10 protein-coding genes are annotated in these 15,124 nt (G+C 72.0%); 3 read left to right on the plus strand and 7 right to left on the minus strand.

Going from position 1 to position 15,124, the window contains the following annotated elements; translation table 11 throughout:
• Positions 1 to 296 precede the first annotated feature (296 nt).
• Together AAFN86_RS22645 and AAFN86_RS22650 are read left to right on the plus strand one after the other, a co-directional pair.
• Complete coding sequence (locus AAFN86_RS22645; protein ID WP_347545831.1) at positions 297 to 4,235, plus strand: Hint domain-containing protein; 3,939 nt, start codon at positions 297 to 299, stop codon at positions 4,233 to 4,235.
• A 385-nt stretch (positions 4,236 to 4,620) separates the two neighbouring features.
• Positions 4,621 to 4,893 (plus strand): hypothetical protein, encoded by a 273-nt coding sequence (locus AAFN86_RS22650; RefSeq protein ID WP_347545832.1) that lies wholly within the window; start codon positions 4,621 to 4,623, stop codon positions 4,891 to 4,893.
• Positions 4,894 to 5,125: 232 nt separating this feature from the next.
• Here AAFN86_RS22650 and AAFN86_RS22655 read toward each other — a convergent pair whose 3' ends face one another.
• The 3 genes from AAFN86_RS22655 to tsaD all read right to left on the minus strand — a co-directional run bounded on the left by AAFN86_RS22655 (position 5,126) and on the right by tsaD (position 8,323).
• Positions 5,126 to 6,109: an NAD(P)H-dependent glycerol-3-phosphate dehydrogenase gene (locus AAFN86_RS22655; protein ID WP_347545833.1), complete on the minus strand. Its 984-nt coding sequence runs from the start codon at positions 6,107 to 6,109 to the stop codon at positions 5,126 to 5,128.
• A gap of 343 nt (positions 6,110 to 6,452) precedes the next feature.
• Positions 6,453 to 7,277 carry a 23S rRNA (adenine(2030)-N(6))-methyltransferase RlmJ gene (locus AAFN86_RS22660; protein ID WP_347545834.1) on the minus strand — a complete coding sequence of 275 codons (825 nt, stop codon included), beginning with the start codon at positions 7,275 to 7,277 and terminating at the stop codon, positions 6,453 to 6,455.
• Complete coding sequence (gene tsaD, locus AAFN86_RS22665; protein ID WP_347545835.1) at positions 7,274 to 8,323, minus strand: tRNA (adenosine(37)-N6)-threonylcarbamoyltransferase complex transferase subunit TsaD; 1,050 nt, start codon at positions 8,321 to 8,323, stop codon at positions 7,274 to 7,276. The genes AAFN86_RS22660 and tsaD overlap by 4 nt, the downstream gene beginning before the upstream one ends.
• Before the next feature lie 204 nt (positions 8,324 to 8,527).
• Between tsaD and hemC the strand changes: the two genes are divergently transcribed.
• Positions 8,528 to 9,517, plus strand: a complete 990-nt coding sequence (gene hemC, locus AAFN86_RS22670; protein WP_347545836.1) for a hydroxymethylbilane synthase — start codon at positions 8,528 to 8,530, stop codon at positions 9,515 to 9,517.
• Between the two features lie 45 nt (positions 9,518 to 9,562).
• Here the strand turns inward: hemC and AAFN86_RS22675 are convergent, their stop codons facing one another.
• The 4 genes from AAFN86_RS22675 to AAFN86_RS22690 form a co-directional block, all read right to left on the minus strand.
• The gene (locus AAFN86_RS22675; protein WP_347545837.1) at positions 9,563 to 11,107 is read right to left on the minus strand and encodes an amidase; all 1,545 of its coding nucleotides are present in this window, start codon (positions 11,105 to 11,107) and stop codon (positions 9,563 to 9,565) included.
• Positions 11,104 to 12,147, minus strand: coding sequence for an AbrB family transcriptional regulator (locus tag AAFN86_RS22680; protein WP_347545838.1), 1,044 nt, complete (start codon positions 12,145 to 12,147; stop codon positions 11,104 to 11,106). Before AAFN86_RS22680 ends, AAFN86_RS22675 begins: the two co-directional genes overlap by 4 nt.
• Before the next feature lie 436 nt (positions 12,148 to 12,583).
• Positions 12,584 to 13,408 (minus strand): GGDEF domain-containing protein, encoded by an 825-nt coding sequence (locus tag AAFN86_RS22685; protein ID WP_347545839.1) that lies wholly within the window; start codon positions 13,406 to 13,408, stop codon positions 12,584 to 12,586.
• Positions 13,409 to 13,860: 452 nt separating this feature from the next.
• Positions 13,861 to 15,123, minus strand: coding sequence for a heme biosynthesis HemY N-terminal domain-containing protein (locus AAFN86_RS22690; RefSeq protein ID WP_347545840.1), 1,263 nt, complete (start codon positions 15,121 to 15,123; stop codon positions 13,861 to 13,863).
• Between the last annotated feature and the right edge of the window lies 1 nt (position 15,124).

Here is a 15,124-nt window from a genome sequence, read left to right on the forward strand (position 1 = left end):
GGTCTTCACCGCTGCACCGGATGTGCAGCCGGAAGCCAAGGCACTGTCCACCCAGCCGGTCGCCTCGCCCAGCCACGCCGCGGCGCGCGCACCGCGCCGCGCCGCGAGGCCTGCCGCGCACCGGACTGCCGGCGGAACGTCGGGCCGACCAGGCCCTTCGCGGCGCCCCGCGGCGCCCGATCAGCATTCGTGCAGCCCTTTCGCCCCGCCGCGGTCCCGCGCGCGGGCCGTTTCCCGTTTCCACACCGCTTTGCGCCCGGCCGTGCCCGGCGTGACCTGTTCCTGAGGAGAGAACGATGTCCGGCACATGGACCCCTGGCCCCGGCGCAACTGCAGGCAATGACACCTACGCGGGCACCACGGGCAACAACACGGCCGACGGTCTCGCCGGCAATGACAGCCTCTTTGGTGACGCCGGCAATGACAACCTCTCGGGCAGCGCCGGCAACGACACCCTGGTGGGTGGCGCCGGCAACGACTCGCTGCTCGGCGGCGCCGACAATGACTGGGTCGATGGCGGCGCGGGCACAGACACGCTCGACGGCGGTGCCGGCAACGACACGCTGAGCTACGCGAACGACACGGTCGGCGTCGGCATCGACCTGACGCAGACCGGCCGCAGCATCGTCACCAACACGACCGGCGGAAGCGAGGCCCGTCCCACCAACGCCAACAGCCGCGACAGCATCGTTGCGGGCAGCTTCGAGAACGTGGTCGGCGGTTCCGGCGATGACACGCTGGTCGGCGACACCGGCGCAAATCTGCTCAGCGGCAATGCCGGCGATGATTCGATCTCAGGCGGCGGCGGCGCCGACACGCTGCTGGGCGGTGCCGGCAACGACACCCTCACCGGCAGCACGGGTGCCGAAACTATCGACGGCGGCGCGGATGACGATGTCGTCGTCGCCAGCGCCGGCAATGACAGCCTCGTCGGCGGCACGGGCACCGACCTGATCGACTACTCCGCCATCACCGGCGCGGTGACGGTTGACCTCGCCGCCGGCACCGGGACGGGCGGCGCCGGCACCGACGTGGTCAGCGGCTTCGAGAATGCGACCGGCGGCACGGGCGCCGACATCATCTCGGGCGGCGCGGACAGCGTGACGACGGCCAATGTGCTGTCCGGCGGCGCGGGCAACGACACGCTGAGCGGCGGTGGCGGCAACGACACGCTGCTCGGCGGCGCCGACAACGACAGCATCGTCGGCGGCGATGGCAATGACAGCCTGCTCGGCGAGGCCGGCAACGACGTCCTTCGCGGCGGCGCCGGCACCGATGTGCTGAATGGCGGCGATGGCAACGACACGCTTGAAGGCGGCGCCGGGGCCGATACCTTCGTCGACAGCGGTGGCAACGACGAACTTTCCTACGCGTCCGACACGACCGGCGTGACGGTCAGCCTGGTTGCGGGCACCGCTTCGGGCGGCGACGCGCAGGGCGACAGCTTCGCGGCCAACACCTTCGAGAACCTGCGCGGCGGCTCGGGCAATGACAGCCTGACGGGCAGCACGCATGCCGACAACCAGATCTTCGGCGGCGCCGGCAACGACACCATCGTCACCAACCTCGGCGACACCGCATTCGGTGAATTGGGCGATGACTCGATCTTCGGCAGTACCGGCACGGGTGCCGGCGACGCCGACTTCCTCGATGGCGGCGACGGCAACGACACCATCGCCGGCAATGGCGGCATCGACTCGATCTTCGGCGGCGTCGGCAATGACCTCCTGTCCGGTGGCAGCACGAACGAGACGATCGACGGTGGCGCGGACAACGACACCATCCTCGCCTCGCTCGGCAATGACAGCCTGGTCGGCGGCACCGGCATCGACCTGATCGACTACACTGGCATCACCGGCGCGGTGACGGTCAACCTGGAGACCGGGACCGGGACCGGTGGTGCCGGCACCGACGTGGTCAGCGGCTTCGAGAACGCCACCGGCGGCTCGGGCGCGGACAGCATCGTCGGCAGCAGCGCCGCGAACGTCCTGCTCGGCGGCGCCGGCAGCGCGAACGACACGCTGGTCGGCGCGGCGGGCAATGACAGCCTGGGCGGCGGCGACGGCAATGACAGCCTGGACGGCGGCGCCGACAACGACACGCTGAACGGCGGCGCGGGCAATGACAGCCTGCTGGGCGGCGCGGGCATCGACCTCGCCGACTACAGCGCGGCGACCAGCAACGTCACCGTGGCGCTCGACAGCATCGGCAGCGGCACCGGCACGGGCGGCGCCGATGTCGGTTCCGACAGCATGACCGGCATGGAGAATGTCACCGGCGGGTCGGGCAACGACCTGATCACCGGCGGCGTCGGCGGCACGCTGGCCAACGTCTTCGATGGCGGGGCCGGCAACGACACGCTGCTGGGCGGCGGCGGCAACGACACGCTGATCGGCGGGTCGGGCAGCGACTGGGCCTCCTATGCCGGTGCGACCGGCGGCGTGACCGTGTCGGTCGACGGCTCGGGCAACGGCTCCTCCTCGGGTGCCGCTGGAACCGACAGCCTCTCGGGCGTCGAGAACATCCTCGGCAGCTCCAACGCGGATTCGCTGTCGGGCGGGTCGTCGGCCAACACCATCGACGGCGGGTCGGGCAACGACACCATCGTGGGCGGCGGCGGGGCCGACAGCCTGGTCGGCGGCGCGGGCGATGACAGCCTGGTCGGCGGGTCGGGCAACGAGACGATCGACGGTGGTGCCGACAACGACACGGTGGTCGGCTCGGCTGGCAATGACAGCCTGGTCGGCGGGTCGGGCACCAATACGCTCGACTACACCGGCTCGACCGGCGGCGTGACGGCCAACCTGAACACCGGCATCGTGCAGGACGGCCAGGGCGGCACCGACACGGTGTCCGGCTTCGGCGTCGTCAACACCGGCAACGGCAATGACAGCATCGTCGGCGGCACGGGTGCCGAGACGATCAACGCCGGCGGCGGCAACGACACGGTGGTCGGCTCGGCTGGCAATGACAGCCTGGTCGGCGGGTCGGGCACCAATACGCTCGACTACTCCGGCTCGACCGGCCCGGTGACCATCAACCTGAACACCGGCATCGCGCAGGATGGCCAGGGCGGCACCGACACGGTGTCCGGCTTCGGCGTCGTCAATACCGGCAACGGCGCGGACAGCATCGTCGGCGGCACGGGTGCCGAGACGATCAATGCCGGCGGCGGCAACGACACGGTGGTTGGCTCGTCGGGCGACGATAGCCTGGTCGGCGGTGGCGGCACCAACACGCTCGACTATTCGGGCTCCACCGCGCCGGTCTTCATCGACCTGAGCGGCGGCGTCGACACCGTCAATGACGGCCAGGGCGGCATCGACACCATCTCCGGGTTCCAGAGCTACGAACTCGGCGCGGGCAACGACACCTTCGTGGCCGGAAACGGGCCCGACACGGTCGACTTGGGTGGCGGCAACGACAGCTACGTCTGGCACGATGGTGGCGGCAACGACACCATCTACCTCGGCGGCGGCACGGACACGATCGACCTCGAGGGCTGGAACCCGGGCAACAACCCGTGGACGGTGACCGGTGGCGGCAGCGATAGCGTCCCGTCCATCTTCACCAACGGCACGGATACGCTGACCGTCTACGGCTACACCCCCGGCGACGACACCATCACCTGCTTCGCCGAGGGCACGAGGATCGCGACCGTCCGCGGGGAAGTGGCGGTGGAGGATCTGCGCGCCGGCGACCTGGTGGTGGTGGCCCATGGTGGAGCGCCGCTCCAGCCGCTGGTCTGGGTCGGCCGCACCCAGGTGAATGTCGCGCGCCAGCGTGATCGTTCGAAGGCGGCGCCGATCCTGATCAAGGCCGATGCGCTGGCCGACGGGGTGCCGTTCCGCGACCTGCGCGTCAGCCCGGAACACGCCATCTTCATCGACGGCCGCCTGGTTCCGGCGCGGCTGCTGGTGAACGGCAGCTCGATCGTGCAGGAACTCTGGGTGCGTGAGGTCACCTATTACCACGTCGAACTGGAGAGCCACGGGCTCGTGGTGTCCGAAGGCGCGGTGACCGAGACCTACTTCGACGACGGCAACCGGCACCTTTTCGACAACGCGAAGGTGACTGCCCTGGTGGTCGACTTCGAGGCGAAGCGCGGCAATGGCAGCTATCTGGCCGGCGCCTGCGCGCCGGTGGTCTTCGAGGGTTCGCCGCTGCTCGGTACCATCCGGGCCCGGATCGCCGCGCGGGCCGAGCAGCCGGCGCGCCGCACACGGGCGGGCTGAAGCAACGACAGGGCGTGGGGACAAGGCTCCCCCGCCCCGTCTGCGGGCCGTGATCCGCCCTGCAAACGCAACCGATGCCGCGAATGTGTAGCGAAGCCGGGCCGCGCCGCCGCAACCGCAAGGCGGCCACGACGGACCCAGGCGGGGCCTCGGTTTCCGCCCTGCCGCAGCATGCAGCGCGGCTGCCGAGGGGGCGGCTCACAGAACCTGGGGGTGAAACTTACTGCGCTACGCTACCGCTGATCGGTGGCACCCGACTCTGCCCGATTCTATGGCGGTGAAACGATAATCCCGGTGCGGCGCCGCGTCGCGCCGGGGTCTTCCGAACGGACGCCGCCAGAAGGGCGGCGCCGTGTCCGGCCCACCTTCGAAGGACACGACGCCCATGGCCGAATCGACCGACCCCTCGCCCGACGACGTCATTATCACGCTGCGCCCCGTCGCCGGCGGCGCCAGCACCATCGAGATCGACCGCCTGCAGGACGGTTCCTATCGCGCAACCCATCGCGCCGGGCTCGGCTCACTCGAACTGTGCCGGACCGACGACCTGGAACGCCTGCTGCGCCAATTGAACGAGGCGCTGATCTCCGGCACGCAGTCCGGCTACGTCGCCGCTGTGCGCAACCTGCACGATTCGGAATTGGTCCGCAGCGCCTGAAACCAGCGGCCCGATGTCTTGCCTCGGGCCGAGGCCGGAATGCGGCCCGCCGGTAGTCCGGCGAAAGCCAAGCAAACCGGAGGTTTGCGCCCGGCGTCTGAGGGCATGAAAATATGGATACCAACAGTCGAAGAATTCGGCCGTTGGTATGAGGCGCCCGGTCCGAAAGCATTTCGGCAATCTCGCCCGGCCAGGCGAGGCCTCGGGTGGCCGCAGCGCGGCGTCGGACGGGCTACTCCGCGCGCTGTGGGCGCGCCAGCAGCCGCGCCATCGCTTCCGGCAGCGTGATGCGCTGGGCGACCAGGTCGGCCACCGCTTCGCAAATCGGCAATTCCACGCCCACCATCGCCGCACGCGCGACGATGGCCGGGGCGGTCGCCACACCCTCGGTCACGCCTGCGCGGCCTGCGAGCACCGTGGCAAGGCTCTCTCCCCGGCCCAGCGCCAGGCCGAGGGACATGTTCCGGCTGCCTGTGCCCGCGCAGGTCAGCATCAGGTCGCCCAGCCCGGTCAGCCCGGCTGCCGTCTCCGCCCGGCCACCAAGCGCCACGGCGAGTCGCGACAATTCGGCGAGGCCGCGCGTGACCAGGGCGGCCCGTGCATTCTCCCCCAATCCCGCCCCGATCACGGCACCGGCGGCGATGGCGATGACGTTCTTGGCCGCCCCGCCGACCTCGGCGCCGATCGGGTCTTCCCCGCCATACAGCCGGAAGGCGGCGGAGGAGAGCAGCGCCAGCCCGGCATCGCGCAAGGCGGGGTCTGCCGCCGCAACGACGGCGGCGGCCGGCAATCCGCGCGCGACCTCATGGGCAAAGTTCGGCCCCGACAGCACCCCGGCCGGCACGCCCGGCCGCAACGCCGCGAGGATTTCGAGCGGTAGCCGGAGCGAACCCGCTTCGACCCCCTTGCAGCAGGCCAGCAGGGGCACCGCGCGCCGTGGCAGCCCCAGCAGCACGGTGCCCAGCGCCTGCGCCGGCACCACCAGCAATGCCAGCGCGGCCCCTTCGAGGGCCGTTGCCCCGCCGGCTGTGATCGTCACCGCATCCGGGAGCGCGACACCGGGCAGGTAGCGCGTGTTCTCCCGCGTTGCGGCAAGCGCGGCCGCCACGGCCGGGTCGCGTGCCCAGAGCATGACGGATTGCCCGGCCCGAGCCGCCTGGATGGCCAGCGCCGTGCCCCAGGCCCCGGCGCCGAAAACGGCGATGCGCGCGGTCATGGTCGTCGCCTCTCATCCGGGGGCAAGCGCCGTGCGGATCGCGGGTTGCCGGTCTCGGGGGTGGACAGGCCAAAGGGGGCCTTACGCTCTCCGAACCTCCCCCGCCAAAGGCCGATGGGTACTTGGAATCCGCCACCTGGTCCGGGGCATGGTGGTTCACCCAGACGTCGAAGACCCATTGGCCGCATGGCCGGGCCTTGAGGTCGATCCCGCCCTCGCCGCCCGGTGACAGAGGATCGCGGTCCAGGGGCCCGCTGGCCCCTGGCGGGGTGGCCCGGAGGGGCAGGGCCCCTCCGGTATCCCGAACGCCCCAGGACCGCAGCCGCGCCATCGTGCCCGGCGTTCATTCCGCCGCCACCCGGTTCACCGCGACCCCCGCTCCGGCTTCGGTCTCCAGCGCCGCCAGCAATGCCGGCAACACCTGACGCGCAGCGTCCTCGAAGCCGAAGGGCGCGTTCACCACCAGCAGCCCGCTGCCGTTCAGGCGGCGTGGATCGGTCGGCTCGCGCAGCCACATCTCGGCGGCGATCACGTCCCGCACCCCGGCGGCGCGCAGCGCGTCGTGGAAGTCGCGCACCGGCGCGCGGTGCTTCACCGGATACCAGGCGGCGACGATGCCGGCGCGGAAGCGGCGCTGCAGTTCGGCGACCGCATCGGCGAGACGACCGAACTCGTCCTCCGCCTCGAAGGGTGGGTCCAGCAGCACCAAGCCGCGGCGCTCGGGGAACGGCGTCAGGGCACGGATCGCCTCATAGGCATCGCGCAGATGGACGGCGACCTGGCGGTCGCGCGCGAAATGCGCGCGCAGCGCGGCGCAATCCTCGGGGTGCAGTTCGCAGCAGGCGAGGCGGTCCTGCGGGCGCAGCGCGGCGTGGATCAGCGCGGGCGACCCCGGATAGCGCGCCGGAAACCCCTGCGCCGCCAGCGCCGCGACGAAGGGGGCGAGCGGCCCCGCGGCGATCCCCTGCAGCCGCAGCGCGCCATGGGCGGCCTCGCCGGTGCGCGCCGCCTCATCGGCGGAAAGGTCGTAGATGCCGCGCCCGGCATGGGTGTCGAGCACGGCGAAGGGGGCGTCCTTGCGCTTTAGCGCATCGAGCAACAGCAGCAGCAGCGCGTGCTTCAGGCAATCGGCGTGGTTGCCGGCGTGGAAGGCGTGGCGATAGTTCATGCGGCGCCGCTCAGTTCCGCAAGCGGCCAGCGCGGCCGGGGATTGTGGTCCATCGGATCGGTCAGCCCGGCGCGCAGCCGCTCGATCCCCGCCCAGGCCACCATCACGGCGTTGTCGGTGCACAGCCGCAGCGGTGGCGCCAGCATTGGCACCCCGGCCGCCGCCGCGGCACCGGCCAGCGCCGTGCGCACCGCGCCGTTCGCGGCGACGCCGCCGGCCACCACCACGGCCGTCGCCCGCGGCAGCATCGCCAGCGCATGCCGCGCCCGGTCGGCCAGCACCGCGGCGACCGAGGCCTGGAAGGATGCCGCCACATCAGCCGGCCGCGCGCCCTGCGCCAGCGCCCGCGCCACGGCGGTCTTCAGGCCGGAGAAGGAGAAATCGCAGCCTGGCCGGCCGAACAGCGGCCGCGGCAACGGCACCGCCCGCGCATCGCCGGTCGCCGCCAGCCTTTCCAGATGCGGCCCACCGGGCCAGGGCAGGCCCATGAGCTTGGCGGCCTTGTCGAAGGCCTCGCCGACCGCGTCATCGAGCGTGGTGCCGAGCCGGCGATACCGCCCAAGCCCCTCCACCGTGACGCATTGGCAATGGCCGCCCGACACCAGCAGCAGCAGATAGGGAAATTCTGGCGCGCCTTCGGGCAGCAGCCCCGGCAGCCGCGCCGTCAGCGCATGCGCCTCCAGGTGGTTCACCGCGACGAAGGGCAGCCCCCGCGCGATCGCCACGCCCTTGCCGAAGCACGCGCCGACGATCAACCCGCCGATCAGCCCCGGCCCCGAGGTCGCCGCCACTGCGCCAAGGTCGCCATAGCCGAGCCCCGCCCGCTGCAGCACCGTCCGCGCCAGGCCGGGCAGGGCGGCCAGATGCGCGCGCGCGGCGATCTCCGGCACCACCCCCCCGAAGGCGGCGTGTTCCTGCTCCTGGCTCAGCACCGCCTCGGCCAGGATGGCGCCATCCGGGGCGAGCACGGCGGCGGCCGTCTCGTCGCAACTGCTTTCCAGCCCCAGCACGGGGCCGTGCAGCGTGATCCCATCTTCCGCGTCCATGGGCGGGGTTCTTAGAGCAGATCCCGATCGGGTGGCAGCGCCTGATCGGGCGACGCTGCTCCGGCAAACGCCGTGGGGGAGGGCTGGCGCGCAGCGCGGCGCATGGCCGGGGCTGCAGGGCACGGGGCGCGCCCCCGCACGACATCGACGGCGCTACGGGCCGGCGCCGTTTCCGGCCGTGCGGAAAACGCCTATGACGCTTCCATGGCCCTTGCCCATCCTGTCAGCGCCATGGCGCCGCATCGTCGCTCCTTGCCGCTGCGTGTCGGCACGCGCGCTTCGCCGCTCGCCCTGTGGCAGACGCGGGACTTCCTGGACCGCATTACCCGCTTCTGCCCGGTGCTGCGCGACGCCAAGGCGTTCGAGGAACACGCGATCAGCACCTCGGGCGACCAGATCCAGGACCGCAGGCTCGCCGAGATCGGCGGGAAGGGCCTGTTTGCCAAGGAGATCCACGAGGCGCTGCTCGACCGCCGGGTGGATTTCGCGGTGCATTCGCTCAAGGACCTTGAGACCGAGATGCCGCCCGGCATCGTGCTCGCCTGCACGCTGAAGCGGGAGGATGCGCGGGATTGCCTGCTGCCTGGCCCGGCCCTGCCGCGCTGCGATGCCGCCGATCCCTTCGCGGCACTGCCGCGCGGTGCGGTGATCGGCACGTCATCGGTGCGGCGCCAGTCGCAGTTGCTGCACCTGCGCCCGGACCTGCAGGTCGTGATGTTCCGCGGCAATGTGCAGACGCGACTGCGCAAGCTGGCCGAGGGGGAGGCCGCCGCGACCCTGCTCGCCCTGGCCGGGCTGCGGCGCATGGGCCTGGACCCCGAAGGCAGCGTCTCCATCGACCCCGACATTATGGTGCCCGCCGCCGGCCAGGGCATTGTCGGGGTCACGGTGCGGGCGGACGACACCGAGTTGCATGAACTTCTCGCCGCCATCGAGGACCCGGAGGCGCGCGCCGTCTCCTCGGCGGAACGGGCCCTGCTGGCGGCGCTGGACGGGTCCTGCCGAACGCCGATCGGCGGCCATGCACGGCTGCTGCCGGACGGACGCCTGCGGCTGACCGGGCTCGTCGCCCGCGCGGATGGGACCTTCCTGCTGAAGCGGACCGAGGATGCCGCGGCGATGGACGCGGCGCGTCTGGGCGCCGAACTCGGGCTTGCGTTGCGGCGGGACAGCCCGGCAGACATGTTTGCCTGACCGGGCGACCGGGCGGGGTGCATGGGCCGGCATCTGCCGGCCAGGTCAGGGCCGGAAGATGCCGGCGGGTTCGGCGAATTTGTCGGCCAGGCGCGGCAGCTCGGCGGCCGCGGCGGCGAGGATGCTGCTCAGTTCCGCATCGCGCGCCGCACGATCAACCGGTGGCCCCGGCAGCAGCGGCAGGCCGCCTCCGCGCAGCGTCGGGCGGCGGCTGCGTTCACCGACCGCGTCCTCGATCACCTGCGCGGCGCGCAGCACGCGCGCCTCGGCGAAATACGGGCCCATCACCTGCACGTTGAGCGGCATGGCGTCGGCATCGAAGCCGCAGGGCACCGACATGGCCGGATGGCCGGACAGGCTGGCGATGTTCATCGCCCCCTCCCGCGTGAAGGCGATGACCGCGGCGGGGTCGTCGAAGCGTGGCGCGGTGCGGTAGGCGCCAGGCAGCAGCAGCAGGTCGCACAGGCCGAACAGTGCATCGGTGGCGCGCGCCAGATGGCGCCGCAGCCGATGCGCGGCGATGAGGTCGCCGGCCTTGATCATCGATCCCGTGGTCAGCTTGTCGCGCAGCGCCTGGCCCATGAGGTCGGCCCGCTGCACGAAATCCGCCTCGTGGATCGAGAAGGACTCGGCCGGGTTGATGATCCCCGCCGCGCGCCGGTAATGCGCGAGCGGCGCGGGCAGCGGGATGTCGATCAGCCGCGCGCCCTGCGCCTCCAGCAGCCAAGCGGTCGCCGTCACGCCGGCGGCGATGGAAGGCGTGATCTCGGCTTCCGGCAGGCCGGTGACGATGCCGATCGTCATGCCGGCGACACCGTCGCGCAGCCCGGCGCGATGGTCGGGCACCGGCCGCGCGACGCAGCCGGGATCGCCCGGGTCATGGCCAGCGATGGCGTTCAGGACCAGGGCGCTGTCCTCCGCCGTCCAGCACAGCGCGCCGGTCACGTCGAGCGACCAGCAATTGGGCAGCACCCCCGCGCGGCTTGTCCGGCCATAGGTCGGCTTGAGCCCGGCCAGCCCGTTCGCCGCCGCCGGCAGGCGGATCGAACCGCCGGTGTCGGACCCCAGCGCGAAGGGCGCGATGCCCGCAGCCACCGCGGCACCGGACCCGGTCGAGGACCCGCCGGTGAAACGATCCAGGTCCCACGGGTTGCGTGCGACCGGAAACGGCAGGTCGTGATGCACCGCCCCCGTTCCCGTGCCGTATTCCCAGGTATTGAGCTTGCCGAGCAGGATCGCGCCCGCCGCCTCCAGCCGCGTGATGATGTGTGCGGTGGTGTCGGGTACGACATCCAGCATCAGCCGCGACCCGCCGGTCGTCCGCACCCCGGCGGTGAAGTAGTTGTCCTTCACCGCGAAGCCGACGCCATGCAGCGGGCCGCGCCACAGGCCGGCGGCGATCTCGGCCTCGGCACGGCGGGCGGCGGCTGTCGCGCGGTCGCGGAGCGGCGTGATGTAGGCGCGCACGCGCCCATCGACGGCGTCGATGCGCTGGAAGATCGCCTGCACATGGTCGACCGGCGACAGACGGCGCGTGGCGATGCGCCGCCCCGCCTCGGCGGCGGACAGGAAGCAGAGCTCGTCGGTCATGTCTTCGAATTCCGGTGATGCAGCAGGCGGAAGGCGGGCGGCGTCAGCACGGTGACGAGGAAGATGCGCGTGACATGCAGCGTCACGATCAGTGCAACATCCATCCCGAGCACCTTGCCGGTCAGGCTCATCTCGGCGACGCCGCCAGGCGCGGTGCCGAGGATCATGGCGCCGAGCGGCTGGTGGAACAGCCAGGCCATCAGCCACGCCGCCGCGGCGCAACCGACCATCAGCAGGAAGACCTGCATCACCGCATGCGGCAGGAAGCGTCGCAGCGGGCGGATGCTCTCCCGCCCGAAGGCGGCACCCAGGCTGGTGCCCAGCACCACCTGCGCGAAGGCCGACAGCCAGGGCGGAATGCCCGACAGCGTCAGGCCGTAAGCGGTCAGCGCCGCCGTCACGGCCAGCGGGCCAAGCATCCAGCCGGCGCGCACCCCGACCCGCACCAGCAAATACCCCGCGGCCAGGCCGCCGGCGCATTGCAGCAGCAGGATCCACGGCACGAATGGCAGGATCGTCGCGACCTGCGGCACATCCCCCTTCAGCCCGGCCAGGGCGAAGAGGTTCGGCACCAGGATCACCACCGAACAGACCCGCAGCAGTTGCGCGAGGGCGACCGGCGCCGGCCGGCCGCCATAGCCTTCGGCCAGCATCGCCATGTCGGCCACGCCGCCGGGGATCGAGGAGAACCACGCCGTCGCCATGTCGACCTTCGCCCGCCTGGCGAGCAGCGGTGCCAGCGCCGCGCCCATCGCCAGCGTGACGAAGGCTGCCAGCAGCAGCAGCCCTGCCTTGGCGGCGAGCACGGCTGCCGTGGTGGGCGTGAAATACAGCCCGAGGGCGATGCCAATGATGCCGAGGAAGGCGTTGCGCAACTGCGGGTGGCCTTCTGCTGGCAGGCCCGACAGCCGCGCCCCGGCCACTGCCACGAGAGCGCCGATCAGCCAAGGCAGCGGCAGGTGCAGCGCGGCGAAGCAGGCCCCGCCGACACCGCCCAGCGAGATGCCCAGCAGGATCCGCAACGCCTTGGCAGCCGTCATCGGGGGCCGCCCGCGCAAGGCTCATGGGGGGGACGAATACGGGAGCTCCTTGATGATTCGACCGGTGGCCGATGGTGGCACGCAAGACCTGCGCCATTAAGGGGCGGCGGCGAATTGCCGGCATGCCCGGCGCGGGGGGCGAGGACCGGAGAGGGCTTTGCCCCCTCGGGACCACCCCCACCAAAGGCCCAGGGCCTTTGGAAACCATCACCTGGCGTTGGGCAGGCCTGTCGTTCGCTCCGGGCAAGCGTGCCGGGGGCACGGCGGCGGAAGGTGCTCATGGCGCGGGGCATAGCGCAGGCACCCGAATGGCAGAACACCTCCCTGGCTCGGCGCCAAAAGCCCGCATTCCAAAGGCCCGCTGGCCTTTGGCGGGGTGGTCCGGAGGGGCGGCGCCCCTCCGGCCTTCAACGCGACCCGGCGAAACCCCATCCGCTCAACCGATCAGCACGCGGTCCCGCCCCGATGCCTTGGCGGCATACAGCGCACGGTCGGCGGCTGCGAGCGCGGCTTCCAGCACGGCCTCGCTGCCTGTGGGGTCGAGCGCGGCGACGCCGGCGCTGAACGTCACGCGATGACCTGCCCCGGCAGGATGGGCCACGCTGGCGGCGACCGCGACGCGCAGCCGTTCGGCGAGTTGCGCCGCGCCGGCCAGGTCGTCGGGCAGCAGCAGGGCGAATTCCTCCCCGCCAAGGCGCCCGACCACGTCGGTGCCGCGCACCGCCTCGGTGATCGCCACCGCGACGCCGCGCAGCACCGCGTCGCCGGCCGGGTGGCCGAAGCCGTCATTGATCGCCTTGAAGCGATCGAGGTCGAGCATGACCACCGAGCACCGGCCGCCGCCGCGTCGCGCTGTGGCCATCGCCGCCTGTGCGCGAATGAGGAAGCCGCGGCGATTGGGCAACCCGGTCAGCGGGTCGGTTTCCGACAGCGCGGCCAGCTGCGCTTCCAACTGGTCGCGCCGGCGCCAACTCTCGATCTGCAGCAGGAAGAAGATGGGCATCAATTCGTCGAGCGAGGCCCAGAACCAGTCGATCGTCCGGCTTTCCGGCACCACGCCCAACCGCAGCACCGCCACAATATCCACGATGGACAGGATGGCGATGCCCAGCAGCAACGGCGCGCCGATCGCGCGCAGCGCGCGGCGCCAGCCGTCGCCGCGCACCACGACGGCGCGCATGGCGCCATAGACGAGGGCGGCGATGGCGAGCGTGGCCGTCGTTGCCCGCAGCGCGAAGTGAAGCCCGATGTCCCAGGGCATGGCGTGGCCTTCTGGCAATCCCGGCCTATGCCGGTGGATCACCAATGACCGAAACGTCTTGGCAAACGGTTACGCGCGGCCGAATGGCGCATGCCTGGCCACAGCGTCCGCCCCTTCCGCCGGACGCCCTGCATTGGGCGGCAAGCGCACGGCGCGACAATCGAGAATGCGGTCGCCCCTTCGGCCCGATGTCGCGTATCGGGCCGGGAGCGCACGGCGCGACCGCGCCCGGAGCGTCAGCCGCTGCCAACGCGACAGCGCGCGGCGCGCCAGCCAAGCCGTCGGATGGCGGCGCCGGCGCCTGAGGCCTGGGCCGCTCCCGTTCGCCTAGGCCCACGGCGGCGGCTCTAGCCTTCTGCTTTTTCGAGCATCTTCACCCGATCAGGTGATTCCACCTGATCGGGATCTGCTCTAGCAACGACCCCAACGGCCCGTTCCATGGGCCGTTGGGATCACCCTGCGGGCAGTGACCCGGGAGCCGACCAGCCGATACGCCCGACCTCGCCGCAGGACGTGCATTCGGCCTTCCAGCCGACATGTTCCGCACCGCAGGCCGCACAGCGCCACACCGGCGCCCCGGGCGCATTGGCTGCACCGCGCAGCCAGCGCGCCTGGGCGGCGCGTGCATCGGCGGTGTCGCCGTGTTCGGCCTCCTCGAGTTCGGCCAGCAGCATGAAGGCGCGGCGGTCGGCCGCATCGGCGGCGACCAGGGCTTCCAGCTCGGCGCGCGCCCGGCCGGTCAGCCCGGCATCGAGGGCCACGCGCGCCATCAGCAGCCGGCTTTCGGGGTGGTCGGCATTGCGGTGGACCAGGTCCTCCACCGCCTTGACGCGGGCCAGTGGAGCCGGCGTGCCGGCGATCCAGGCGACGCCGATATCGGGATGCGGCGCGGCCACCCAGGCTTGTTCCAGCACCGCCCGCGCCCGTCGCGCGCTGCCGGTGCCGAGCCGCTTCGCATGGGCGATCGCTGCCGGCGCGAATTCAGGATCGGCGGCGAAGGCCTGCTTCTCCAGCTCGGCGGCGCGGGACGGGTCGCTTTCCTGTTCGGCGGCGGCAAGCGCGAGCGCGGCGCGCGGCCCGCCCGGCGGGGATAGCGCCAATGCTTCACGCCAGTCATGTGTGCGAAGGGCCAGCAACTGGCGTTCCTCGCGCAGCCAGGCCGCACCGGGCTGGGCGGCATCGGCTTCCTTGGCCAGGCGGTGCGCGGCTTCCCAATCCTGCCGCTGCATCGCCTGGCGGAGCAGGCCGCGCAGCCCGAGGAAGCGGGCATCCGGGCGGTCGGCCAGCGCCTTGAAGGCATCGGCGGCCATGTCTTCGCGCCCTGCGAGGCGCGCGGCCTCGGCGGCCAGCAGCAAGGTCTGCGGCGTGTCGCCGAGCAGGTGGCGCGCGCGGCGCACCTCGACGCGCGCGGCGTCCGGCGTGCCGGCGGCAAGGGCCACCAGCGCACGCGTCACCGCGGCATCGCCATCCGACCGGCGGCGGTCCGCGCGGGCCGCCCGGCGCCGCGCCGGGATGCGCCGCATCGCGGCCAGCGCCGCCAGCACGCCATGGGCCAGCAGGAAGCCGCCGACCAGGACCAGCACGGCGATCGGCAGGCCGACGCCGATCCACAACTCGCCGACCTGCACCTCGATGGTGCCGCCGGTCTCGGCGAACCAGAAGGCCAGGGCGGTGATGGCCGCGAGCGCGACCAGCACCATCAGGGCACGACGCATG

The sequence above is a fragment of the Roseomonas sp. CAU 1739 genome (genome assembly GCF_039839775.1).
Lineage (GTDB): Bacteria > Pseudomonadota > Alphaproteobacteria > Acetobacterales > Acetobacteraceae > Neoroseomonas.

Coding starts and splice junctions, on each gene's coding strand:
- AAFN86_RS22645 (WP_347545831.1), top strand. CDS start 297: ATGTCCGGCACATGGACCCCTGGCCCCGGCGCAACTGCAGGCAATGAC.
- AAFN86_RS22650 (WP_347545832.1), top strand. CDS start 4,621: ATGGCCGAATCGACCGACCCCTCGCCCGACGACGTCATTATCACGCTG.
- AAFN86_RS22655 (WP_347545833.1), bottom strand. CDS start 6,109: ATGACCGCGCGCATCGCCGTTTTCGGCGCCGGGGCCTGGGGCACGGCG.
- AAFN86_RS22660 (WP_347545834.1), bottom strand. CDS start 7,277: ATGAACTATCGCCACGCCTTCCACGCCGGCAACCACGCCGATTGCCTG.
- tsaD (WP_347545835.1), bottom strand. CDS start 8,323: ATGGACGCGGAAGATGGGATCACGCTGCACGGCCCCGTGCTGGGGCTG.
- hemC (WP_347545836.1), top strand. CDS start 8,528: ATGGCCCTTGCCCATCCTGTCAGCGCCATGGCGCCGCATCGTCGCTCC.
- AAFN86_RS22675 (WP_347545837.1), bottom strand. CDS start 11,107: ATGACCGACGAGCTCTGCTTCCTGTCCGCCGCCGAGGCGGGGCGGCGC.
- AAFN86_RS22680 (WP_347545838.1), bottom strand. CDS start 12,147: ATGACGGCTGCCAAGGCGTTGCGGATCCTGCTGGGCATCTCGCTGGGC.
- AAFN86_RS22685 (WP_347545839.1), bottom strand. CDS start 13,408: ATGCCCTGGGACATCGGGCTTCACTTCGCGCTGCGGGCAACGACGGCC.
- AAFN86_RS22690 (WP_347545840.1), bottom strand. CDS start 15,123: ATGCGTCGTGCCCTGATGGTGCTGGTCGCGCTCGCGGCCATCACCGCC.